Here is a 20621-nt window from a genome sequence, read left to right as displayed (position 1 = left end):
AGCTCCGCTCATCTCCCGGAAAGGCCCCGCCGTGCCCGACGCCCTCGATGTCGTGATCTGCGAACCCCTGCGCACCCCCATCGGCCGCTTCGGCGGGGTGTTCGCCGGGGAGCGGCCGGCCGCCCTCGCGGCCCGGGTGATCGCCGAGGTCGTCGCCCGGACCGGCATCGACCCCGACCGGGTGGACGAGGTGATCCTCGGCCACTCCTATCCCTCGGCGGAGGCCCCCGCGATCGGCCGGGTCGCCGCCCTGGACGCCGGGCTCCCGCAGTCGGTGACCGGCCTCCAGACCGACCGCCGCTGCGGCTCCGGGCTCCAGGCGGTCCTGGACGCGGCCATGCAGATCCGGGCCGGGTTCAGCGAGGTCGTGATCGCGGGCGGCGTCGACGTGATGAGCGGCGCCCCGTACTACACGCACGACGGGCGCTGGGGCATCAAGGGCCCCGGCCTCCAGCTCCACGACGCGCTCGCCCGGGGCCGGGTCACCGCGGGCGGCGTCCACCACCCGGTGCCCGGCGGCATGATCGAGACCGCGGAGAACCTGCGCCGGACGTACGGGATCAGCCGCGAGGACCAGGACGCGCTGGCCCTGCGCTCGCAGCGGCGGGCGGGCCTGGCCGCCGCCGAGGGCCGGTACGAGAAGGAGACGGTCCCGGTCACGGTGAAGACCAGGAAGGGCGAGACGGTGATCTCCGCCGACGAGCACCCCCGCCCCGACACCACCGCCGAACAGCTCGCCGCGCTCCGCCCGGTCATGCTGAAGTCCGATCCGGAGGCCACCGTCACCGCGGGCAACGCCAGCGGCCAGAACGACGCGGCCGCCGCCTGCCTGGTGACCGGCGCCGCCACCGCCGAACGCCTCGGCCTCACCCCGCTCGTCCGGCTGGTCTCCTTCGCCCGGGCCGGGGTGCCCGCGGCGACCATGGGCCTCGGCCCCGTCCCCGCGACCCAGGCCGCGCTCGGCCGCGCCGGGCTCACGCTCGCCGACCTCGACCTGATCGAGCTGAACGAGGCGTTCGCCGCCCAGGTCCTGGCCTGCACCCGCGAGATGGGCCTCGGCGAGAAGGACCACGAGGAGCGGATCAACGTGAACGGCTCCGGCGTCTCGCTGGGCCACCCGGTCGGCGCGACCGGCGCCCGCATCCTCGCCACGCTCACCCGCGAACTGCACCGCCGCGAGGCCCGCTACGGCCTGGAGACCATGTGCATCGGCGGCGGCCAGGGCCTCGCCGCGGTCTTCGAGCGCGTCGCGCCCTGAGCGGACGGCTGTCCGGGGCGCCCGGCGACCGGTACGTACAGGAAGCCGGACACAAAAGGTCCGGCCGGACAGCTCAGGGCTGTCGGGCCGGACCTTTTCGTGCTCGGGGAAGCGTCAGCTCACTTCTTCGCGGCGCGGGCGCGGCGCATCAGCAGGCCGCCACCGAGCACCAGCGCGGCGCTGGCGCCACCGGCGATGCCCAGGTTCTCGTTGGCACCGGTGTGCGCCATCTGCGGCGGCTTGTGGTGCTTCGGAGGCGTGTGGTGCCAACCGGTGTGGGTCGGCGGGTTGTGCGTGGGCGGCTCCTCCGTGGGAGGGGTCGGCGGGTTGTGGTGGTGAGTGGGCGGGCAGTCGTCGTTGTGGTGGTGCACCGGCGGCTTGTGGGGCTTCGGCGGCTTCGGGTGGTGCGGCTTCGGCGGGTTGTGGTGGTGGCTCGGCGGGCAGTCGTCGTCGTGGTGGTGCACCGGGGGCTTGGGGGGCTTCGGCGGGTGGTGCGGCTTCGGCGGGTTGTGCTCGTGGCCGCAGTGGCAGTCGTGGTCGTGGTGACCCTTCGGCGGCTTGTGGTGCGGCGGCTTGTGCGGCGGGTGCTCCGTCGGCGGCTCCTCGGTGGGCGGGTTGCCCTCGTCGCCACCGCCGTTCTCGCACTTGTTGCCGGCGGCCGGGTTCAGCAGGCCGACCACGTTGACGCTGTTGCCGCAGACGTTGACCGGGATGTCGACCGGGGCCTGGACCACGTTGCCCGAGAGCACGCCGGGGGAGCCGGCGGCCACGCCCTGGGCGCTCGCGCCGGAGCCGCCGTTCTCCGAGCCGCCGCCCTTGTTCTCGCACTCGTTGCCGAAGGCGGGGTTCAGTGCGCCGATCACGTTGACCGTGTTGCCGCACACGTTGACCGGCACATGCACCGGGACCTGCACGACGTTGCCCGAAGCGACGCCGGGGGAGCCGACGGCCGCACCGTCGGCCGTGGCATCGGCGAAGGCATAGCCGCCGGAGGCGGTCAGGATGCCTGACGCCGCCGCCATGACGAGCATGCTTTTACTCAAGGCTTTTCGCATTGGTGCCCTTCCTTGGACCATTTCTCGCGGGCGCACGGCCCGCAGTTCGTTCATCAGGCGGTGCAGCAGCCGTCGGACCCGCCCATCCAGGCGCGGCCCTCCTGGCGGAGCGGCTTGACGACACGACACCCATAACGACGTCCGCGTGCATGGGAAACGTGAATGCGGTGAATTTTCTGTGCGCACGCGGCGGGGCTACGAGTGAACGTTTCGTCTCTCGATTTCCGACAGTATTACTCGATCACTTTCGTACGGACGTCCGTGTCTTCCAGGCATTCGGGTGAATGGCGATAACCAAACGTCGGCCCGGCAGTTGATCAGGGCGCTCCGGCTACGGGGTATCCAGTACGAGAAGGGTTCATCGTGATCAAGAAGGTCCTGGCTACGGGTGCCGTCGCCGCCTCCATCCTCGGGCTCGGCGCCACGCAGGCGATGGCCATCGGCAACGACGGCGGGACGACCTCGGTCAACGGCAACGGTGCCTCGCAGTCGTTCGGCAACGCCGTGACCAAGGGTGACGGCAGCCCCCAGTTCGACCTGGTCCAGGGCTCGCTGAACAAGCCCTGCGTCGGCCTGCCGCTCAAGGCGAACGTCGGTTCGCTCATCGGCCTCGTCCCGATTACGGTCCAGGACGTCAACGTCCTGTCCAACCCGCAGAACCAGCAGTGCACCGAGAACTCCACCCAGGCCAAGGGCGACGAGCCGCTGTCGCACATCCTGGACGGCATCCCGGTCCTCTCGGGCAACGGCGCCGGCAACAGCTGATCCGGCCCCGCCCCCGGGCCCGGGCCATCGGCGTTCCTCCTCCGAGCGGCCCGGGCCCGCTGCCGCCTCGCGCGCGTCGGGCGGGAACGCGGTCGGCTGACCGAAACTGCATCATTCGGGCGGTATTCGAGCAATCTGCTCGCTGAGCAGTGTCGCATATCGTCCGAAATCGTTACGAATGAGAGTGGCGGAGTTACGAGCGATCAGGTCCGCGCTCGTGCGGCACGAAAGCCGTGGCCGCTCCGGACTCCGCACAAGAAAGGGTCTCAAGTGAAGTACACCAAGATCGCCGCTGTCGCCGCCGGTACGCTCATGGCCATGGGTGCCGCCGCCCCGGCCTTCGCCGACTCGGGCGCCGAGGGTGCCGCTGTCGCCTCCCCGGGCGTCATCTCCGGCAACACCATCCAGGTGCCGGTGCACATCCCGGTCAACGCCTGCGGCAACACCATCGACGTCATCGGCCTGCTGAACCCGGCCTTCGGCAACGCCTGCGTCAACGACTGATTCACCCCGCCGAATTCTCTCGGCTCGAAAAGCCCCGGCCCCCGCGCATGCGGTGGCCCGGGGCTTTTCCCGTGCCCGGAACCCGCCCGCGCCGGAATATTTCCGTACCCGCGCCCCGAGAAATCCCGCGCCCTCCAGTTTCCCTGCCGTATCCGGTTCGTTAGCCAGGGAAAGGGCGGCCGGAACACGGCCAAAGAAGGCCCGTGCGGCGCGGGGACGCGACCGGAACGGCCGCCGCTGAGAAGGGAACCCGAAAGTGAAGTACGCGAAGTCCGCCGCGCTCCTCGCCGGTTCCGTGGTCGCACTCGGCACGGCTGCTCCCGCCTTCGCCGTCACCACGCCCACGGCCCCCAACTTCAGCCTCGACGGCGGCGTCAACCAGGTGACGGCAGCCGCTCCGCAGGTGGTCGACACCGTCAGCGGCGCCGCCGAACGCCTGCACGAGGACGGCACCGTCGCGAAGGTCGCCGGCCAGGCCACCGGCGCGGCCAAGGGCGCGGCCCCGCTCCTCGGCGGCCTGCCCCTCTCGAACTGATCCGCACCTTTCGGGTGATGTGCCGGAACCATTCCCGCCACGCCGAGTTGATCAGTGCGCTCGGCACCGGCGGGCAACCAGAGAAAACCAGAAGGGCAGTTTCATGATCAAGAAGATGATGGCCTCGGCGGCCGTCGCCGCATCGATCGTCGGCGTCTCCGCCGCGGTCGCCCCGTCGGCCATGGCCATCGGCAACGACCAGGGCACCACCAGCGTCAACGGCAACGGTGCCATGCAGGCGTATGGCAACTCCGCCACCCACGGTGACTGGAGCCCGCAGTTCGCGCTCATCCAGGGCTCGCTGAACAAGCCCTGCATCGCCCTGCCGGCCAAGGCCAACGTGGGCTCGCTGCTCGGCGTCGTGCCGATCTCGGTCCAGGACATCAACGTCCTGTCCTCGCCGCAGAACCAGCAGTGCACCGAGAACTCCACCCAGGCCAAGGGCGACGAGGCTCTGTCGCACATCCTGGACGACATCCCGATTCTCTCGGGCAACGGTGCCGGCAACAACTGACCGGTACTGACGGCGCACCACACGCGGCCCGGCGGTCGCCCGAAAGGGCGGCTCGCTGGGCCGCTTGCCGTAGTACGGGCGGCCGTTTCCCGCCGCAACGGGTAGGGCCTCCGCATGGACCAGCACCACAGCCGGCACCCCGACAGCCCCACCCCGATCTACGACCGGCTCCTCGCCGAGTGGCGGGCCGCCCACGCCGAACCGGCCCCGGACCCCGGCCCCGCCCACCCGGTCGGACTCGTGCCCCCGGCGCGCACCTCGGCCGAGGCGGGCGGCCGGGGCTGACGCGAGGCCGTCGAACTCATGCGGGATCGAACCCATTTGGGTGGATCAGCGGAACCGAAGCGTCCGCAAGGGGTTGATCAATACGTTCCAGACGGAACGCTCCGAAAGGTGAAGCGTGATGAAGAAGATGATGGCCGGCGCGGCAGTGGCCGTGTCCCTGGTCGGCCTGTCGGCCGCCGCGGCCCCCTCGGCCATGGCGATCGGTAACGACGGGGGCACCACGACCCTCAACGGCAACGGCGCCGCCAGCTCGTACGGCAACGCCGAGACCCAGGGCGACGGCAGCCCGCAGGCGCAGCTCATCCAGGGCTCCCTCAACGACCTGTGCCTGGGCGTCCCGGTCAAGGCCAACGTCGGTTCGCTGGTCGGCCTGCTCGTGCCGGTCACGGCCCAGGACATCAACGTCCTGTCCAACCCGCAGAACCAGCAGTGCGCCGACAACTCCACCCAGGCCAAGGGCGACGAGCCCCTGTCGCACCTGGTGGACGACATCCCGGTCCTCTCCGGGAACGGCGTCGCCAACGACTGATCGCGTGCCGCGCCCGCGTCGTCCGTCCTGTGCGGCGCGGGCGCGTACGGCATGACGGAGGCCCACCACCCTCGCCGGGTGGTGGGCCTCTTGTGTGGGCCGGGTCAGCCGAGACTGCGGACCGGGAGGACGCAATGCGCCGAGGTCGCGATGGTGTCCGGGTCGCCCGCGAAGGCCCGCAGCTCCGCCTCGCCGATGGGGAGCCCGGGCGCGCCCTGCGGCCAGGGGCGGGTCGCGAACATCGCGTGCACCTCGCCCTGTTCGTTCGCCGCCGCCAGCCACTCGGGCGGCACCGGGTACTGCGCCTTGAAGTGCGGCAGCGTCAGCACGGCCTGGCCGGCCTGGACGAGGAGCTTCACGGGGAGCCCCGGCGTCTCGTCGGCCCGCACCGGCTCACCGCCGACGGTGAGCCCGCTGCGCTGCAACGCGAGCCGCATCGCGTGCTCGCCGGCCGCCGGTCCGTCCGATCCGTCGCCCAGCGAGTAGGCGAGCAGGAAGGCGGCGTCGCGCCCGCTCTGCCGGTACTCGCCGCTCCAGCCGATCAGGATGAGGGTGCCCAACTGGGCCTGGGTGAACGTGCCGTTGGCTGTCTGGGGGGAGGTCATGTGCGGCACCCTAACCGTCCGCGACCGGTCGAACTCCATGCGTATCACCCGATCGGGGGACGACTGCCTCAACCGGGTCCGCGCGAATAATCCGTTGAGCCCCCGGACCGGCGGGGGCTATGGTGTGCGACGAGACGGACGGCGGACCCGCTGCCCGGACGGACCTGGACGAATGCGGAGGTGAGGACATTGACGACGGTCGTTGCGGTGGGCGCTGCCCACGAGTCGAAGTTCCTCTCTGTCACCTCCGTGGCCACCGGCTGACCTCTTCGCGCCCTCACGCGCACCGCCGGGCCACCCTGTGAAGGGTTTCCCTTGTCTCTCCCGTCCTTCTCCGCTCTCCCCTCCTCCCTCTCCACCACCGCGCACCCGCTCGCCGCCTACGGCTGGGACGACGACTGGGCCGCCGAGTTCGCCCCGTACGCCGCCCAGGGGCTGGTGCCCGGACGCGTGGTCCGCGTGGACCGCGGGCGCTGCGACATCGTCACGCCCGAGGGCACGATCTGGGCGGACACCGCCTTCGTCGTGCCGCGCGACCCGATGCGGATCATCTGCACCGGCGACTGGGCGGCCGTCGACGCCGACGGCGACCCGCGGTTCGTCCGTACGCTGCTGCCGCGGCGCACCGCCTTCGTACGCTCCACCTCGTCCAAGCGCTCCGAGGGCCAGGTGCTCGCCACCAACGTCGACCACATCGTCATCTGCGTCTCGCTGGCCGTGGAGCTGGACCTGGGCCGCGTCGAGCGGTTCCTGGCCCTCGCCATGTCCAGCTCCGCCGGTGACGCCCTGCTCGGCGACGCCGCCGGGGCCGGTGAGCGGACCGCCGAACCGGTCGTCGTCCTCACCAAGGCCGACCTGGTCCCGGACGCGGTCACCCTCTCCCACCTCGTCCAGGACATCGAGCGCATCGCGCCCGGGGTGCAGGTGCTCCCGGTCAGCTCCGCCACCGGCGAGGGCATCGACGTGTTCTCCGCGATCGTCTCCGGCGGTACGAGCGTGCTGCTCGGGGCGTCCGGAGCCGGCAAGTCCACCCTCGCCAACACGCTCCTCGGCCAAGACGTGATGGAGGTCCAGGCCGCCCGCGACGTGGACGGCAAGGGCCGGCACACCACCACCACCCGCAACCTCCTCGTGCTGCCCACCGGCGGGGTCCTCATCGACACCCCGGGACTGCGCGGGGTCGGCCTCTGGGACGCCGGGGTCGGCGTCGGCCAGGTCTTCTCCGAGATCGAGGAGCTGGCCGAGGACTGCCGCTTCCACGACTGCGCCCACGAGGCGGAGCCCGGCTGCGCCGTGCGGGAGGCGATCGAGGACGGCACGCTGCCCGAGCGCCGCTTCGACAGCTACCGCAAGCTCCAGCGCGAGAACCAGCGCATCGTCGCCAAGACCGACGCCCGCGTCCGGGCCGAGATCCGGCGCGACTGGAAGCGGAAGGGGGCCGAGGGCCGGGCCGCGATGGACGCCAAGCGCGGCCGCATCCGGTAGCCGGGCCCCTGGTCGACGTCCGAAAACCGCGAGTGACGGTGCCCTGCGGGGCGCACACTGGACGGTGTGATGGACGAAGAGACCAGGTACGAGGCGGTGAGCAGCCGCGACGCCCGTTTCGACGGCGAGTTCTTCTTCGCCGTCGAGACGACCGGCATCTACTGCCGGCCGAGCTGCCCCGCCGTCACCCCCAAGCGGAAGAACGTCCGCTTCTACCCCACGGCGGCGGCCGCCCAGACCCACGGTTTCCGGGCGTGCCGCCGCTGCCGCCCGGACGCCGTCCCCGGCTCAGCCGAGTGGAACGTCCGGGCCGACGTCGTCGGGCGCGCCATGCGCATGATCGGCGACGGCGTGGTGGACCGGGAGGGCGTCCCCGGCCTCGCCCACCGGCTCGGCTACAGCTCACGCCAGGTGCAGCGCCAGCTCAACGCGGAACTGGGCGCCGGACCCGTCGCCCTGGCCCGCGCCCAGCGCGCCCACACCGCCCGGATCCTGCTCCAGACCACCGCCCTGCCGGTCACCGAGATCGCCTTCGCGGCCGGATTCGGCAGCCTGCGCCAGTTCAACGACACCGTCCGGCAGATCTACGCCCGCACCCCGAGCGCCCTGCGCGCCGAGGCCGGTACGGGGCTGGGCATCGCGGTCCGCCAGGCCGGCACCACGGGCATCCCGCTCCGGCTCGCCCACCGGGGGCCGTACGCCGCCGGTGACGTCTTCGACCTGCTCGCCGCCGGAACGGTCGCCCGCGTCGAGGAGATCACGGGGGAGCCCGGCCGCCGCACCTACCGGCGCACGCTGCGCCTCCCGTACGGCACCGCCGTCACCTCCGTGGACGAGCGGTCCGCCGGGAACTGGCTGGACGCCCGCATCCACCTCACCGACCTGCGCGACCTGACCACGGCCGTCCAGCGGTTGCGCCGGCTCCTCGACCTGGACGCCGACCCGTACGCCGTGGACGAGCTGCTGTCCGACGACCCCGCGCTCGCCCCGGACGTCGCGGCCCGGCCGGGCGTGCGCTCGCCGGGCTCGGCCGACGCCGAGGAGTTCGCCGTGCGGGCGCTGGTGGGCGACGCGGCGGCGGGGGAGCTGGTCGAGACGTACGGCAAGGCGCTGGACGTGCCGTGCGGGGCGCTGACCCACGTCTTCCCCGAGCCGGCCGTGCTCGCCGACGCGGCCGGTGACCCGGACCTGCGGGCCCTGGCGACCGCGCTCGCCGACGGCACCGTACGCCTGGACGCGGGTGCCGACCGCGACGAGGCCGAGCAGGCGCTTTGCCGGCTGCCCGGCATCGGCCCGACCACCGCCGCGCTGATCCGGATGCGCGGCCTGGGCGACCCGGACGTGGACCCGTACGGCACCCCGGGCGCGAGCGGCTGGCGCCCCTGGCGCTCGTACGGGGTACGGCGGGCGCGGCGCGCGGCTCAGCCCCAGATCAGCGCGGCCAGCCAGGCGCCCGTCACCAGCAGGCACGCGAAGAGCTCCACGAGCACCGAGTAGCCGGTCGCCCGCATCACCGAGCGGACCGACGCCCAGCCCGCGCCCCGGCTGCCGAGGCGCAGCCGCTCCGCCCCGAAGATCACCCCGACGTACCCGACGACCGCCCCGACGACGGGCAGCACGAAGAACCCGACGATCGCGCCGAGCCCGCCCAGCAGCAGCGTCCGGCGCGGGGCCCCCGACTCACGGGGCCGGCGCGGCGGCAGCAGCGGTTTGAGGGCCTGGTTGAGCAGGAGCAGCGCGGTGGCCCCGATCAGTACGGCCCAGGCGACCGGGGTCGTGTCGGTGAACGCCCACCACAGGACGGCGGCCCAGACGATCGCCTGCCCCGGCACGCCCGGTACCAGCACACCGATCAGGCCGAGCAGCATCACCAGTCCGACGGCGACGAGCTGCCACACACTCATCTGACCAGCGTGCCGGAGTCCATCCGATCCCGCCCGTTCTGACCAGGGCCCCAGCGGGCTCAGCGGGCCACCCAGCCCCGTTCGTACGCGTGCCAGCCGAGCTGGAGGCGGGTGGAGACGCCGGTCAGCTCCATCAGGCCCTTGACCCGGCGCTGCACGGTCCGCAGGCCCAGGTCCAGCTGCTTGGCGACGCTCGCGTCGGTCAGGCCGGCCAGCAGCAGCGACAGGATCTCCAGATCCGTCGGGTCCGGGCCGCCCGGCTCCGCCACGACCGCGCCGCTCTCGCCGAGCCGCAGCGGCATGGCCTCCCGCCACACCGCCTCGAAGAGCCCGGTCAGCGATTCCAGCAGCCCCGAGGCGTGCACGACCAGCGCGGCCGGCTCCGCGCCCCGGCCGGTCAGCGGCACCATGGCCAGCGCCCGGTCGGCGATCACCAGCTTCGTCGGGACCCGGGGGACGACCCGGCACTGCTCGTCGCGGCTGAGCGCCGCGGACAGCTCCGTGATCCCGGACTCCAGGCCCAGCACCTCGCGTTCCACGACCACCCGGAACGAGACGCCGCGGGTGGCCGCCTCCTCCTCCGACTCGTTCTCCAGGCCGCTGACCGCGATCGGCTTTCCGGTCACCAGCGCGCAGACCTCGCTCGTCGCGCCCAGCTGGAGCTGGTGGAAGCGGTGGGCGACCGCGCTCGCCCCGGTGACCACCTCGACCAGGTCGTGGACGGCCGGTTCGGCGGCGTCGGCGCGGTACTCCTCGGCCAGCAGCACGGCCGCCAGCTCGGCCTGTTCCAGCTGGTGGCGCTGCTGGGTGAGCAGGGCCCCCAGGGCGACGCCGGGCGGGGCCGCGACCCAGCGGCCCGTGCGGGCGGAGGACTGGGCGGCCAGGCCGTGCTGCTCCAGCCGGCGCAGCGCCCGTTCGGTGTCCGGCTCGGGGAGCGCCAGCCGGTGAGAGAGGTCGGACACCTCGGCGGCGCCCAGCGCCACCAGAGCCCGGTAGGCCGATTCCTGCCGCTCGTCGAGACCTATGGCTGCCAGCATCCCCGACCCCTCCCCGGACCAGTGCGTACGCGTACGGCGCACCCCGCGTGGCGAAAAGTCGCCACGGCGTGATCTCGCCACGGCACATCATCGCCGTACCGTGCGCCACTCTGCCAATGTGGCGGCACAGCGGGACCGGCGGCCTTGTCCGGTACCCGCTCCCCGGACCGGTCTGCCGGGCGTCCTTCCCGTGGGGGGTGGGGGCGCCCGGCGGACCCATTTTCCGGATGCCCGTTTTCGTACGGCCCCCGCGGTCGACAATAAGGACATGAGTCAGCAGGGGGAGAGGCCCGCGGCCCACGAGGACGACTGGTGGCGCAGGCTGTACGACGAATCCGCCCCGGACGCGGGGGCGGCCCAGGCCGCCGACAGTCTCGACGACCGCTTCGACTCGGCGTCGGACACGGTGGCGTCGGAGAGGGGCGCGGCCTACCGGACGCCGGGGGAGATACCGGGGCCCAGGGAGGAGCCGGCACCGGTGGAGCCGCCTGCGTTCACCCGGTCGGCGGACCCTCGGCCGCCCGTCCCGGGACCGGCGGACCCGGGGCCGGTGCGCACGGCGCCGGACACCTCGACGGGCGTGGGAGCGCGGCCGCCGGGGGAGAGGCCGCCGGAGCCGCCCGCCCGCGCGCCGTGGGAGCCGATGACCGGGCCCGCGCTCCCGCGCACCTTTCCGGGGCCACCGGCCCCCGAGCCGCCCGTCCAGGAGGACCCCCGTGTTCTCGCCGGGCACGAAGCGCCTCCGCTGCCCAGGCGGCCCGTCGGGGAGCGAGCCGGGGCGGACGGACCCGCCCCGGACGAGGCGCCGCCCGCCCCGGACGAGGCGCCGCGGCCCCGGGTCGCCCATGTCGGGGCCCGGCCGCCCACCTACGACGCCGAGCCCACGGCGCTGCCCGCCACCGACCCGTACGCACTCGACCGCGTCGTCCCGGACACGGTGCTCGACGGTGCCACGTACGGGACGTACACGCTGCGCGCCGCGTCCGTACGCGGTGACTCGGCCCGGTTCCGGGGCGAGCCGCGCCGGGACGCGCTGCTGACGGCGCGCTTCGGGAGCGGGGAGAGCGCGCTGGTGCTGGTGGCCGTCGCGGGCGCGTCCCGGGGCGCGGAGGGAGCGCACACGGCGGCGGCGGACGCCTGCCACTGGATCGGCGAGGCGGTCGGGCGCAGCCACGCCCGGCTCTCCGACGACATAAGGGCGGGCCGCCGCGCCGACCTGAAGTCCGGGCTCCACCGGCTCACCGACCGCGCCTTCGGCAAGCTGCGCGCCCGCGCCGCCGAACTGGGCCTGGAGCCGGACGCGTACACCGCGAGCCTGCGCTGCCTGCTGCTGCCCGCCGACCCCGACTGCCGCACCCGGGTCTTCTTCGGCATCGGCGCCGGCGGCCTCTTCCGGCTGCGCGACGGCAGCTGGCACGACCTGGAACCGGCGCTGCCGCCACTCGCCGCGCTGAGCGGGGAGCCGGTGGTCGGCTTCGGCTCCTCCGCCCCGGAGAGTCCGCCCGAGAGCGGGCCCGACGGCGACCGGCTGACCATGGACCTGGACATCGTCACCGGCCCCGCCCCCTACGTCGAGGACCCGCTGCCGCCTCCTGCGGAACCGTTCCGCTTCCGCGCCTCCGTCGCCCGGCCGGGGGACACCCTGCTGCTGTGCGGGGCGGGCCTCGCCGAACCGCTGCGCGGCGAACCGGAACTGGCCGCCGAGCTGGCCGCGCGCTGGTCGCCGGTGGAGGCACCGGGGCTCGGGGCGTTCCTCGCGGACGCCCAGATCCGCGTCAAGGGGTACGCGGACGACCGGACGGCGGTCGGCGTCTGGGAGGCGTAACCGCGCACGCCATGGGTTGATGGATTCCGGATACCCGTCCGGGCCCGGGGTTTGACGCCCCGCGTCCCGGACAGCCGGACGTGCACGGAGCACAGGCAGAGGGAGTGCGTCACCCATGGCCAAGCAGAACGTGTCGGAGCAGTTCGTCGACATCCTCGCCCGCGCGGGCGTCAAACGCCTGTACGGCGTCGTCGGGGACAGCCTCAACCCGGTCGTCGACGCCGTGCGGCGGCACAAGGACCTCGAATGGGTCCAGGTCAGGCACGAGGAGACGGCGGCCTTCGCGGCCGGTGCGGAGGCGCAGATCACCGGGGACCTGGCGGCCTGCGCCGGGTCGTGCGGGCCCGGCAACCTGCACCTCATCAACGGCCTGTACGACGCGCACCGCTCCATGGCCCCGGTGCTCGCGCTGGCCTCGCACATCCCGTCCAGCGAGATCGGTCTCAATTACTTCCAGGCGACCCACCCCGAGCTGCTCTTCCAGGAGTGCAGCCACTACAACGAGATGATCTCCAACCCGCAGCAGATGCCCCGGCTGCTCCAGACCGCCATCCAGCACGCGGTCGGCCAGGGCGGGGTCAGCGTCGTGACCATGCCGGGCGACGTCGCCGGGCAGCCGGCGCCGGAACGGTCCGCCGAACACGCCCTGGTCACCTCGCGCCCCACCGTGCGCCCCGGTGACGCGGAGATCGAGAAGTTGTGCCGGATGGTGGACGAGGCCAAACGGGTGACGCTGTTCTGCGGCAGCGGCACGGCGGGCGCGCACGCCGAGGTCATGGAGTTCGCCGAGCGGATCAAGTCCCCGGTGGGGCACGCCCTGCGCGGCAAGGAGTGGATCCAGTACGACAACCCGTACGACGTCGGCATGAGCGGGCTGCTCGGCTACGGCGCCGCCTACGAGGCCACCCACGAGTGCGATCTGCTGATCCTGCTCGGCACCGACTTCCCGTACAACGCCTTCCTGCCGGACGACGTGAAGATCGTGCAGGTCGATGTGCGGCCGGAACACCTAGGCCGGCGCACCAAGCTGGACCTGGCCGTCTGGGGCGACGTCCGCGAGACGCTGCGCTGTCTCACCCCCCGGGTGAAGGCGAAGACCGACCGCAAGTTCCTCGACCGGATGCTCAAGAAGCACGCCGACGCGCTGGAGGGCGTGGTCAAGGCGTACACCCGCAAGGTCGAGAAGCACGTCCCGATCCACCCGAGTACGTGGCCTCGGTGCTGGACGAACTCGCCGACGACGACGCCGTGTTCACCGTGGACACCGGTATGTGCAACGTCTGGGCGGCCCGCTATCTGACGCCCAACGGCAAGCGCCGGGTGATCGGTTCGTTCAGCCACGGCTCGATGGCCAACGCGCTGCCGCAGGCCATCGGCGCGCAGTTCACCGACCGCAACCGGCAGGTCGTCTCGATGTCGGGCGACGGCGGATTCACCATGCTGATGGGCGACTTCCTGACCCTGGTGCAGTACAACCTGCCGGTGAAGGTCGTCCTCTTCAACAACTCCTCCCTCGGGATGGTCGAGTTGGAGATGCTGGTCGGCGGGCTGCCGTCCTTCGGGACGACCAACAAGAACCCGGACTTCGCGGCCGTGGCGCGCGCGGCGGGGGCGTACGGCGTCCGCGTCGAGAAGCCCAAGGAGCTGACGAGTGCGCTCAAGGACGCCTTCAAGCACAAGGGTCCGGCGCTGGTCGATGTCGTCACCGACCCCAACGCGCTCTCCATCCCGCCGAAGATCAGCGCGGACATGGTGACCGGCTTCGCCCTGTCCGCCAGCAAGATCGTGCTCGACGGCGGAGTCGGCCGGATGCTCCAGATGGCCCGCTCCAACCTCCGGAACATGCCGCGCCCTTAGGGCCTGTCCGGCGGATCTTCGCGGGCACGCCCTCAGAGCAACCGCAGCGCGTCCGGCCCCGCCCGGTCCCGGATGATCGCCACCAGCCGGTCGAACAGGGTCGGACCGCGCCCCGCAGCCGCCTGCGCGTACTCCTCGCGCAGGCGGCTCCGGTTGCTCTCATGGGCGCGGGCGACCAGCCGGTCCAGATAGCGGGCCGTCTCCGGATGCCCCAACGCCCTTGCGGACACGGTGTGATCACGCCACTCGAAGACGAAGTCGCCGTCGTCCGGCGTGCCCATTCCGCCGCTGAGACAGTCCGCGAAGGCGTCGAGATTGCGGCCGAAGTAGCCACCCGGCCCGTTCACCGCCTCACCGACGACGGACCAGAAGCTGTCCGGGCCGGTGATCCGGGAACCCTCGATCACATAGGTCACGGTCATGGGGACGACCCTACGGGCACAGCTCAGCAGCCGTGGTCCACCAGGTCGAACGTCTCGTAGTGGTCGGCGGTGTAGTAGTCCTCCTGGCTCTCCTCACCCGTGACGATGCGCCGCGCGCCACGCGTCGACGAGCCGGGGGTGATGACGGTGTACTCGTGGTAGTAGCCGGTGTCCTGCGCGGGCAGCACGCCCTCGCGGTTTTGGAAGACGGTGCCGTCCTGGTCGTACGGGAACGGGCCGCCGGAGTCGATGAGGTCCAGGGTGTCGTGGGCCTGGGACGGCAGGTCCGAGTAGCAGACGCTGCCGACCGAGGCGGACGTGGCCGAAGCGGTCGCCGTGACCGGGCCGCCGACGAGGAGAGCGGACAGAAGGGCGGCCGCGCCGCCGAGCGTGGTGATCCGTGGGGGGATTCGCATGCTCCATGATGACGCGCGTAGACAGCCGCCCGTCAACGCCAACTCGGGTGAATTCTTCGAGAGTTAACCGTGGAGAGGGAACACATCCCGTTCCGTGGACCACCGGAGTGCCACGACCGTGCCGCGCTCGAACGGATGTCCCTCGTCGGCTTACGGGCTGACGGAGCGCCAGATGTGGTCCGGGACCGTCCGGATGGCCTCCTCGATGTCGATGTCACCCACCGCGAGCCAGCGCCGTGCGATGCCCGTCACCGGCCCCAGGATCAGCGACTCCAGGACCGGCAGCGGCAGCGCGGCCAGTTCGCCCGACTCCCGGTGGGCGTGGAGCCAGTCGGCGAGCGGGGCGATCCGGGCCTCCTGGGCGCCCCGGAGCTGCCGCGCGTTGGTGATCGCCTCGCGGTCCGCGGTGACCGAGTGCATCAGCCGGGCGGCGTCCGGATGTTCCTGGATGAAGCGGAGGTAGGTCTCCGTCAGCGCCCGGACCCCGCCCCGCGCGTCCGTGACCTGGTGCAGCGCCCCGACCACCTCGCCGAGGAGGCGGCCCAGCCAGGACTGCGCGAGAGCGAGGACCACACCCTGAAGGCTGCCGAAGTGGTGGTAGATGCTGCCCGCGCTCACCCCGCTGGCCGAGGTGATCGCGTTCAGTGTCAGGCCGGCCTCACCTCGGGCCGCATACAGCTCCAGGGCGCAGTCGAGCACCTGGGCGGCCGTGGCCTCCCCGCGCTGTTGCTTCGGACTCATCACGCGGCCCCCGCTTCCGGAATCTATGGCTCCTGATGGTGCCATCGGGGACAGCGTAGAAGAAGGTTCCGGAATTGTTTCCGGAAGTTGTTCCAATTAGCGCCCCCGTTGCTTCACACTGAACGTTTGACGCGCCAAGTCGCGGCTGTATACGGGGACTTCAGGAGAGCGGCGTGAACAACGACGACCACGCGGACAACGAGGACTACCTCGACGGAGGCATCAAACCGCTGACACCGACGGACCCGGTGCGCGTCGGGCCCTATCTCCTGCTGGGCCGGCTCGGCGCGGGTGGCATGGGCCGGGTCTACCTCGCCCGCTCCGAGGGCGGCCGCACCGTCGCGGTCAAGGTGGTGCACGCGGAGCACGTCGCGGACCCGCAGTTCAGGGCCCGCTTCCGGCGCGAGGTGGAGGCGGCGCGGCGCGTCGGCGAGCGCTGGACCGCGCCCGTCCTGGACGCGGCGCCGGACGCCGAATTCCCCTGGGTGGCCACGGGTTACGTCCCCGGGCTCTCCCTGGAACAGGTCGTGCGGGGCCACGGTGCCCTGCCCGCCGCCTCGGTGCGGGCGCTCGCCACGGGGCTGCTGCACGCGCTGAAGGACATCCACGCGGCGGGCATCGTCCACCGCGACCTCAAGCCGTCCAACGTGATGCTCACGATGGAGGGGCCCAAGGTCATCGACTTCGGGATCGCCCGCGCCGTCGGAACCGCCGTCGAGTCCCTGCTCACCAGCACCAACATGATGATCGGCTCGCCCGGTTTCATGGCCCCGGAGCAGGTGCTCGGGGAGAGCGCGGTACCGAAGAGCGACGTCTTCACCCTCGGCTGTGTCCTGACGTACGCGGCCACCGGCACGCTCCCCTTCGGGCACGGGGCGAGCAACCAGCACGCGATCATGTACCGGATCGCCGAGGCCGAGCCCGAGCTGAAGCGGGTCCGGGACGCGGATCTCAAGGCGCTGATCGCCCGGCTGCTGGTCAAGCCGATCGAGGACCGGCCCTCGGTGGACGAACTGCTGGCCGAGCCGGAGCGCGCGGCCGAGCCCGCCGCCTCCTCGTGGCTGCCGGCCGCCGTCGTGAGCCATCTGGCCCGCCAGTCGGCGCAGTTGCTCGACGCGGAGGCGGCGCCGCTGCGGCAGGAGGGCGACCGCCCGACGGTCGACCTCCGGTCGGCGCCCGAGGTGGCGGCGGCGGTGGACGGCGCGAGGGCGGCGGACAAGGAGAAGCCGAAGCGCCGCCGCCCCTGGCTCGTCGCCGTGCCGCTGGTGGTCGTCCTCGGCGGTGGGGGCGGCACGCTGGTCATGCTCCAGCCGTTCAGCCATGACGGCGGCGACGCGCACGCGGCGCCCCCGATCGCCACCTCGACCGGCCCGACCGCCTCCCCGGAGCCCTCGGCGGCCGGCAGCGCGTCCCCGGCCGGCAGCAAGAGCCCGAAGCCGTCGCCCAGCAAGAAGAAGAGGAAGGCGGACGCCGCCAAGGACGGGCAGGACGGCAAGGACGGGGAGCCGGGCAAGGACGGTCGGGACGCCGGCAGTCCGGGCGGCGGAGGCTCCTCCTCCACCGGCGGAGGCTCGTCATCCACCGGGGGCGGCTCCTCCACGGGCGGCGGCGGTTCGTCCTCCACCACGACCAGCGGCGGCGGTTCGGGCGGCAGCAGCACCGGCGGCTCCTCCACGAGCACGTCCGGCGGCGGTGGCTCGTCCAGCACCTCGGGCGGCTCCTCGACCGGCGGCTCCTCCACCGGCGGCTCGGGTGGCGGCGGCACCACGGTGCCGGCGGCGTTCGTCGGCACCTGGAAGTACGCGGAGACGTACAACCCGGGCCAGCCCGGCACCGTCACCATCTCCAAGAACGGCGTGGTGCGCCTCAGCGACTACGTGTACAACAACTGCCCGTACGAGGGGAAGGTGACGTCCAGCACCAGCAGCCGGCTCAATGTGGGCACCCTCAAGCTCGTCGGCCCCAACCCCGGCTACTGCTACACCGCGACGGGCGCGACCTTCTTCGTCACCAACGGCAGCGGCATCCAGCACGACGTCAGCGGAATGAAGTACTACTACAAGCGGGCCTGAGCCCCGCACGATTCCCTCCGGTACGAAGGGCTCCGCAAGCGTGACAGCCGGTAGGCGGGGCATGCATTGCGTGAGCACCTTCGAGACAGGGGGCGAATGACCGTGTGGGCGGGGGAAACGATGGAGCGTCACGAAGAGGCCCGGATGCATCGCAGAGTGGACCGGGCCGATCTCGCAGCCGTGGGAGAAGTCCGCGGCGCGGTGCGGGAGTTACTGCGTTACCGGTGGAAGGAGGAACCGGCGCAGGTCGCCGAGTTGCTGCTCAGTGAGCTGGTGACCAACGCCCTGGTGCACACGGACGACGGCGCGGTCGTCGCCGTGAGCGTCGCACCCCGCCGCCTGCGCGTGGAGGTGCGGGACTTCGTCCCCGGGATGGACTCCGAGCCGCACGTACCGCCCGCCGACGACGGTACGCACGGCCGGGGCCTGATCCTGGTGGAGAGCCTGGCCGACTCCTGGGGGATCAGCCCCCGTTCGCTGGGCAAGGTGGTCTGGTTCGAACTGGACGGCGAACGACTCTGACCGCTCTTCCGGACGGTCAGAGCCGTTCGCCCGCAACCGCTGTCCCGCCTCAGCCGAACTGCTGCTCCAGGTCCTTGAGTTTCTGCTCCAGCGAATCGAGCCGGGGCAGGGCCTGGGTGTCGTCGTCGGCGAGCGGATCGGCCGGGGCCGACTCGCTCGCGCCCAGTTCAGGGACGCTCGCCGAGTTCGAGTGGTTCACGGCTTGCAGGGATGGCCGGGGTCGCAGGGGCAGCTGACCCGGCTCCGATATGGCGGGCTCCGCGACGGACTGCGCGGAGCCCGTCGCCGGGGCCAGGGCGGCCACCTCGACCGGGGCGCCACCCCGTCCGAGCCGCCCCCAGGCCCGGTTCTGCCGGTTCAGGGCCTTGATGTGCGCCCGGTCCAGCTTCTCCTGGTCCTTTCTGCGGAGACGGTTCTGCTCTTTCTCCCTGCGGTCCTCGCGTACCTCGTCGACCGCCTCGTCCAGCGTGCGTACGCCTTCGAGGAGCATCAGCGACCAGGCGCCGAAGGTCTCCCGGGGTGCGCGCAGCCAGCGCACGATCCGGATCTGCGGCAACGGGCGGGGCACGAGGCCCTGCTCGCGCAGCGCGGCCCGGCGGGTCTGCTTCAGCGCGCGGTCGAACAGCACGGCGGCCGAGAGCGACATGCCCGCGAAGAAGTGCGGGGCCCCCGCGTGGTTGATGCCGCGCGGCGCGTGCACCCAGTTGAACCAGGCGGCGGCACCGGCGAAGGTCCACACCAAGAGGCGCGAGCCGAGCGCCGCGTCCCCGTGGCTGGCCTCCCGTACGGCCAGGACCGAGCAGAACATCGCCGCCCCGTCCAGGCCGAAGGGCACCAGGTACTCCCAGCCGTCGGAGAGGCCGAGGTTCTGCTCGCCGAAGCCGACGAGCCCGTGGAAGGAGAGTGCGGCGGCGACCGCCGCACAGCAGAACAGCAGCACGTACGAAGCGGTGGCGTACAGCGCTTCCTTGCGTCTGCGCCGCTCCTCGCTGCGTTCCCAGCTGTCGTCGGCCGAGGCTGCTGTGTCAGAGGCGCGCCTTCCACGCGCGACCACCGCCACCGCCGCCATGACCCCCACGAGCAGCACGGCGCCCGGAAGCAGCCAGTCAAGCGATATGTCGGTCAGTCTCATGCGCGGTCCCTTGCGTCACGTAGGGCGTTTCGGGCGCCATCGTGGCGGAAATCCCGTCACGGCCAGGCGCTTTCGGGGCAAGAGAACGCCAAAGGGGTGCGGGAGGCCGCCGATATGGACGTTCTGGTCGAACGCCCGTCAGCGGTTTACGCATGATGTTCGAATACGTGCCACCCGTCCGGGCGGTGTGGAACGGCGTACGGATCAGAGGGCGGGCGTCAGCTTGCGGACGCGCTCCTCGTCGCACGTACGCGGGCACGTCACGCAGGTGTCCTCGGGGCGCAGTGTGTAGAACAGGCAGCAGCTCGCCCGGTCCCGGGTCGGCAGCGACTCCCCGTTGGGGCCGGTCAGCTCGCGGAAGCCCGCGGTGCCGACGTACGGCGCGGTGGTGCCCGGCAGCAGCGCCTCCAGCTCCCTCATGGCGCGCCCCTCCTCGCCCAGCAGATGGGCGACGTACCACAGGCCCTCGACGATCTCGTCGGTCGCCATCCCCCACAGGGCCCGCTTGCCGCGCCGCATCCGCGGCCGGAAGCCCTCGAGGACCGGGCCCAGGTGCTCGGCCACCGCGTCCAGCACCTCGGCCCGCAGCGCCGCCTCGTCGGCCACCACCCGGGCCCCCGGCAGCCCGGCCGCCGGGTCGTCCGGCAGGCAGGCGAACTCCCGCACCCGCAGCGTCAGATGGCCCAGCGCCCGCTGGAACGAGACGTCCTCGACCGGGACCCGGGGCACCCGGCGGTGCAGGAACCACGGCACGGTCACCAGGAGGCAGGCCGGCCAGGCGTACCGGTGCAGTCCGAAGCTGGCGATCACATCGGGCCGACCCTCCTGGCCGTAGTCCCGCCGCACCTGCTCGGCGTCGAAGGCGAGGAACGTGTCCAGCGCCGCGCCGCCGGCCGCTAGCTCGTGCGCGCCCACCCAGCCGGGGCCGCCGGGGGCGCTCTCGCCCTCGGCGAGGATCTCGGCGCGCACCCCGGGGAAGACCTCGGTCAGGCGCGCGTAGGCGTCGGCCACGGGCGAGGCCGTCACTGCGGGGAGCAGGGCGGGCATGGTCATACGGGGACCACCGATTCACGATCGTCAGCAGGTAAGCCTTACCTTACCCTGCCGGATCGATGTTTGAACTGGGGGCCCTTGCGCCTATCGTGCACTCAGGGCGCC

The 20621-nt window shown here is 72.3% G+C and carries 21 protein-coding genes and 1 pseudogene; 13 read left to right on the top strand and 9 right to left on the bottom strand.

What is annotated here, in order from left to right; genetic code table 11:
- The first annotated feature begins 31 nt into the window (after positions 1-31).
- Positions 32-1258: an acetyl-CoA C-acetyltransferase gene (locus NEH16_RS05395; RefSeq protein WP_265539677.1), complete on the top strand. Its 1227-nt coding sequence runs from the start codon at positions 32-34 to the stop codon at positions 1256-1258.
- 119 nt (positions 1259-1377) lie between these two features.
- Here NEH16_RS05395 and NEH16_RS33560 read toward each other — a convergent pair whose 3' ends face one another.
- Complete coding sequence (locus NEH16_RS33560; RefSeq protein ID WP_276105045.1) at positions 1378-2289, bottom strand: chaplin; 912 nt, start codon at positions 2287-2289, stop codon at positions 1378-1380.
- Positions 2290-2676: 387 nt separating this feature from the next.
- On the opposite strand from NEH16_RS33560, the gene NEH16_RS05380 reads away from it, so the two are divergent.
- The 6 genes from NEH16_RS05380 (at position 2677) to NEH16_RS05355 (ending at position 5445) form a co-directional block, all read left to right on the top strand.
- Positions 2677-3078, top strand: a complete 402-nt coding sequence (locus NEH16_RS05380; RefSeq protein ID WP_073966062.1) for a rodlin — start codon at positions 2677-2679, stop codon at positions 3076-3078.
- A gap of 270 nt (positions 3079-3348) precedes the next feature.
- Entirely contained in the window at positions 3349-3582 is a 234-nt protein-coding gene (locus NEH16_RS05375; RefSeq protein WP_276598383.1) for a chaplin, read from the top strand.
- Positions 3583-3838: 256 nt separating this feature from the next.
- Complete coding sequence (locus NEH16_RS05370) at positions 3839-4117, top strand: hypothetical protein (protein ID WP_265539674.1); 279 nt, start codon at positions 3839-3841, stop codon at positions 4115-4117.
- A gap of 103 nt (positions 4118-4220) precedes the next feature.
- Positions 4221-4631 carry a rodlin gene (locus tag NEH16_RS05365; RefSeq protein ID WP_073966060.1) on the top strand — a complete coding sequence of 137 codons (411 nt, stop codon included), beginning with the start codon at positions 4221-4223 and terminating at the stop codon, positions 4629-4631.
- A 114-nt stretch (positions 4632-4745) separates the two neighbouring features.
- Entirely contained in the window at positions 4746-4916 is a 171-nt protein-coding gene (locus NEH16_RS05360) for a hypothetical protein (RefSeq protein WP_265539671.1), read from the top strand.
- A gap of 118 nt (positions 4917-5034) precedes the next feature.
- Positions 5035-5445 (top strand): rodlin, encoded by a 411-nt coding sequence (locus NEH16_RS05355; protein ID WP_276104737.1) that lies wholly within the window; start codon positions 5035-5037, stop codon positions 5443-5445.
- A gap of 104 nt (positions 5446-5549) precedes the next feature.
- On the opposite strand, the gene NEH16_RS05350 is transcribed toward NEH16_RS05355, so the two are convergent.
- A complete protein-coding gene (locus NEH16_RS05350; RefSeq protein WP_265539667.1) occupies positions 5550-6050 on the bottom strand; it encodes a DUF5949 family protein in 501 nt (166 codons plus the stop codon).
- Between the two features lie 315 nt (positions 6051-6365).
- Here NEH16_RS05350 and rsgA point away from each other — a divergent pair, with 315 nt between their 5' ends.
- Positions 6366-7535, top strand: coding sequence for a ribosome small subunit-dependent GTPase A (gene rsgA, locus NEH16_RS05345; RefSeq protein WP_073966057.1), 1170 nt, complete (start codon positions 6366-6368; stop codon positions 7533-7535).
- Positions 7536-7604: 69 nt separating this feature from the next.
- Positions 7605-9032: a DNA-3-methyladenine glycosylase 2 family protein gene (locus tag NEH16_RS05340; RefSeq protein ID WP_265547070.1), complete on the top strand. Its 1428-nt coding sequence runs from the start codon at positions 7605-7607 to the stop codon at positions 9030-9032.
- Here the strand turns inward: NEH16_RS05340 and NEH16_RS05335 are convergent.
- Both NEH16_RS05335 and NEH16_RS05330 read right to left on the bottom strand, forming a co-directional pair.
- On the bottom strand, positions 8957-9439 hold the full coding sequence (locus NEH16_RS05335) for a DUF456 domain-containing protein (protein WP_073966055.1): 483 nt from the start codon (positions 9437-9439) through the stop codon (positions 8957-8959). The genes NEH16_RS05340 and NEH16_RS05335 overlap by 76 nt on opposite strands.
- Before the next feature lie 59 nt (positions 9440-9498).
- Positions 9499-10476: a helix-turn-helix transcriptional regulator gene (locus NEH16_RS05330; RefSeq protein ID WP_265539665.1), complete on the bottom strand. Its 978-nt coding sequence runs from the start codon at positions 10474-10476 to the stop codon at positions 9499-9501.
- Positions 10477-10744: 268 nt separating this feature from the next.
- On the opposite strand from NEH16_RS05330, the gene NEH16_RS05325 reads away from it, so the two are divergent.
- Both NEH16_RS05325 and NEH16_RS05320 read left to right on the top strand, forming a co-directional pair.
- On the top strand, positions 10745-12301 hold the full coding sequence (locus NEH16_RS05325; RefSeq protein WP_265539663.1) for a protein phosphatase 2C domain-containing protein: 1557 nt from the start codon (positions 10745-10747) through the stop codon (positions 12299-12301).
- A 115-nt stretch (positions 12302-12416) separates the two neighbouring features.
- Positions 12417-14158, top strand: a pseudogene (locus NEH16_RS05320) (pyruvate dehydrogenase).
- A gap of 32 nt (positions 14159-14190) precedes the next feature.
- On the opposite strand, the gene NEH16_RS05315 reads toward NEH16_RS05320, so the two are convergent.
- From NEH16_RS05315 to NEH16_RS05305, 3 genes are all read right to left on the bottom strand, one after another.
- Positions 14191-14580, bottom strand: coding sequence for a barstar family protein (locus NEH16_RS05315; protein ID WP_265539661.1), 390 nt, complete (start codon positions 14578-14580; stop codon positions 14191-14193).
- A gap of 23 nt (positions 14581-14603) precedes the next feature.
- A complete protein-coding gene (locus NEH16_RS05310) occupies positions 14604-14996 on the bottom strand; it encodes a ribonuclease domain-containing protein (protein ID WP_073966050.1) in 393 nt (130 codons plus the stop codon).
- A 150-nt stretch (positions 14997-15146) separates the two neighbouring features.
- Entirely contained in the window at positions 15147-15737 is a 591-nt protein-coding gene (locus NEH16_RS05305; protein ID WP_265539658.1) for a TetR/AcrR family transcriptional regulator, read from the bottom strand.
- A gap of 173 nt (positions 15738-15910) precedes the next feature.
- Here NEH16_RS05305 and NEH16_RS05300 point away from each other — a divergent pair, with 173 nt between their 5' ends.
- Complete coding sequence (locus NEH16_RS05300) at positions 15911-17809, top strand: serine/threonine-protein kinase (RefSeq protein ID WP_265539656.1); 1899 nt, start codon at positions 15911-15913, stop codon at positions 17807-17809.
- Between the two features lie 156 nt (positions 17810-17965).
- The gene (locus NEH16_RS05295; RefSeq protein ID WP_308286045.1) at positions 17966-18331 is read left to right on the top strand and encodes an ATP-binding protein; all 366 of its coding nucleotides are present in this window, start codon (positions 17966-17968) and stop codon (positions 18329-18331) included.
- Between the two features lie 49 nt (positions 18332-18380).
- On the opposite strand, the gene NEH16_RS05290 is transcribed toward NEH16_RS05295, so the two are convergent.
- On the bottom strand, positions 18381-19463 hold the full coding sequence (locus tag NEH16_RS05290) for a DUF2637 domain-containing protein (RefSeq protein ID WP_265539652.1): 1083 nt from the start codon (positions 19461-19463) through the stop codon (positions 18381-18383).
- Positions 19464-19667: 204 nt separating this feature from the next.
- Positions 19668-20516 carry a (2Fe-2S)-binding protein gene (locus tag NEH16_RS05285; protein ID WP_265539650.1) on the bottom strand — a complete coding sequence of 283 codons (849 nt, stop codon included), beginning with the start codon at positions 20514-20516 and terminating at the stop codon, positions 19668-19670.
- Positions 20517-20621: the final 105 nt, after the last annotated feature.

Origin of the sequence: Streptomyces drozdowiczii (genome assembly GCF_026167665.1) — a bacterium.
In the GTDB taxonomy this organism is placed as follows: Bacteria; Actinomycetota; Actinomycetes; order Streptomycetales; family Streptomycetaceae; genus Streptomyces; species Streptomyces drozdowiczii_A.
This window is presented reverse-complemented; position numbering and strand designations above follow the sequence as displayed.

Excerpts from the sequence above, each read along its gene's own strand:
- NEH16_RS05285 (WP_265539650.1), bottom strand. The coding sequence starts at position 20,516 with ATGACCATGCCCGCCCTGCTCCCCGCAGTGACGGCCTCGCCCGTGGCC.
- NEH16_RS05355 (WP_276104737.1), top strand. The coding sequence starts at position 5,035 with ATGAAGAAGATGATGGCCGGCGCGGCAGTGGCCGTGTCCCTGGTCGGC.
- NEH16_RS05315 (WP_265539661.1), bottom strand. The coding sequence starts at position 14,580 with ATGACCGTGACCTATGTGATCGAGGGTTCCCGGATCACCGGCCCGGAC.
- NEH16_RS05365 (WP_073966060.1), top strand. The coding sequence starts at position 4,221 with ATGATCAAGAAGATGATGGCCTCGGCGGCCGTCGCCGCATCGATCGTC.
- NEH16_RS05340 (WP_265547070.1), top strand. The coding sequence starts at position 7,605 with ATGGACGAAGAGACCAGGTACGAGGCGGTGAGCAGCCGCGACGCCCGT.
- NEH16_RS05335 (WP_073966055.1), bottom strand. The coding sequence starts at position 9,439 with ATGAGTGTGTGGCAGCTCGTCGCCGTCGGACTGGTGATGCTGCTCGGC.
- NEH16_RS05350 (WP_265539667.1), bottom strand. The coding sequence starts at position 6,050 with ATGACCTCCCCCCAGACAGCCAACGGCACGTTCACCCAGGCCCAGTTG.
- NEH16_RS33560 (WP_276105045.1), bottom strand. The coding sequence starts at position 2,289 with ATGCTCGTCATGGCGGCGGCGTCAGGCATCCTGACCGCCTCCGGCGGC.
- NEH16_RS05360 (WP_265539671.1), top strand. The coding sequence starts at position 4,746 with ATGGACCAGCACCACAGCCGGCACCCCGACAGCCCCACCCCGATCTAC.
- NEH16_RS05310 (WP_073966050.1), bottom strand. The coding sequence starts at position 14,996 with ATGCGAATCCCCCCACGGATCACCACGCTCGGCGGCGCGGCCGCCCTT.
- NEH16_RS05325 (WP_265539663.1), top strand. The coding sequence starts at position 10,745 with ATGAGTCAGCAGGGGGAGAGGCCCGCGGCCCACGAGGACGACTGGTGG.
- NEH16_RS05290 (WP_265539652.1), bottom strand. The coding sequence starts at position 19,463 with ATGAGACTGACCGACATATCGCTTGACTGGCTGCTTCCGGGCGCCGTG.
- NEH16_RS05330 (WP_265539665.1), bottom strand. The coding sequence starts at position 10,476 with ATGCTGGCAGCCATAGGTCTCGACGAGCGGCAGGAATCGGCCTACCGG.
- NEH16_RS05305 (WP_265539658.1), bottom strand. The coding sequence starts at position 15,737 with ATGAGTCCGAAGCAACAGCGCGGGGAGGCCACGGCCGCCCAGGTGCTC.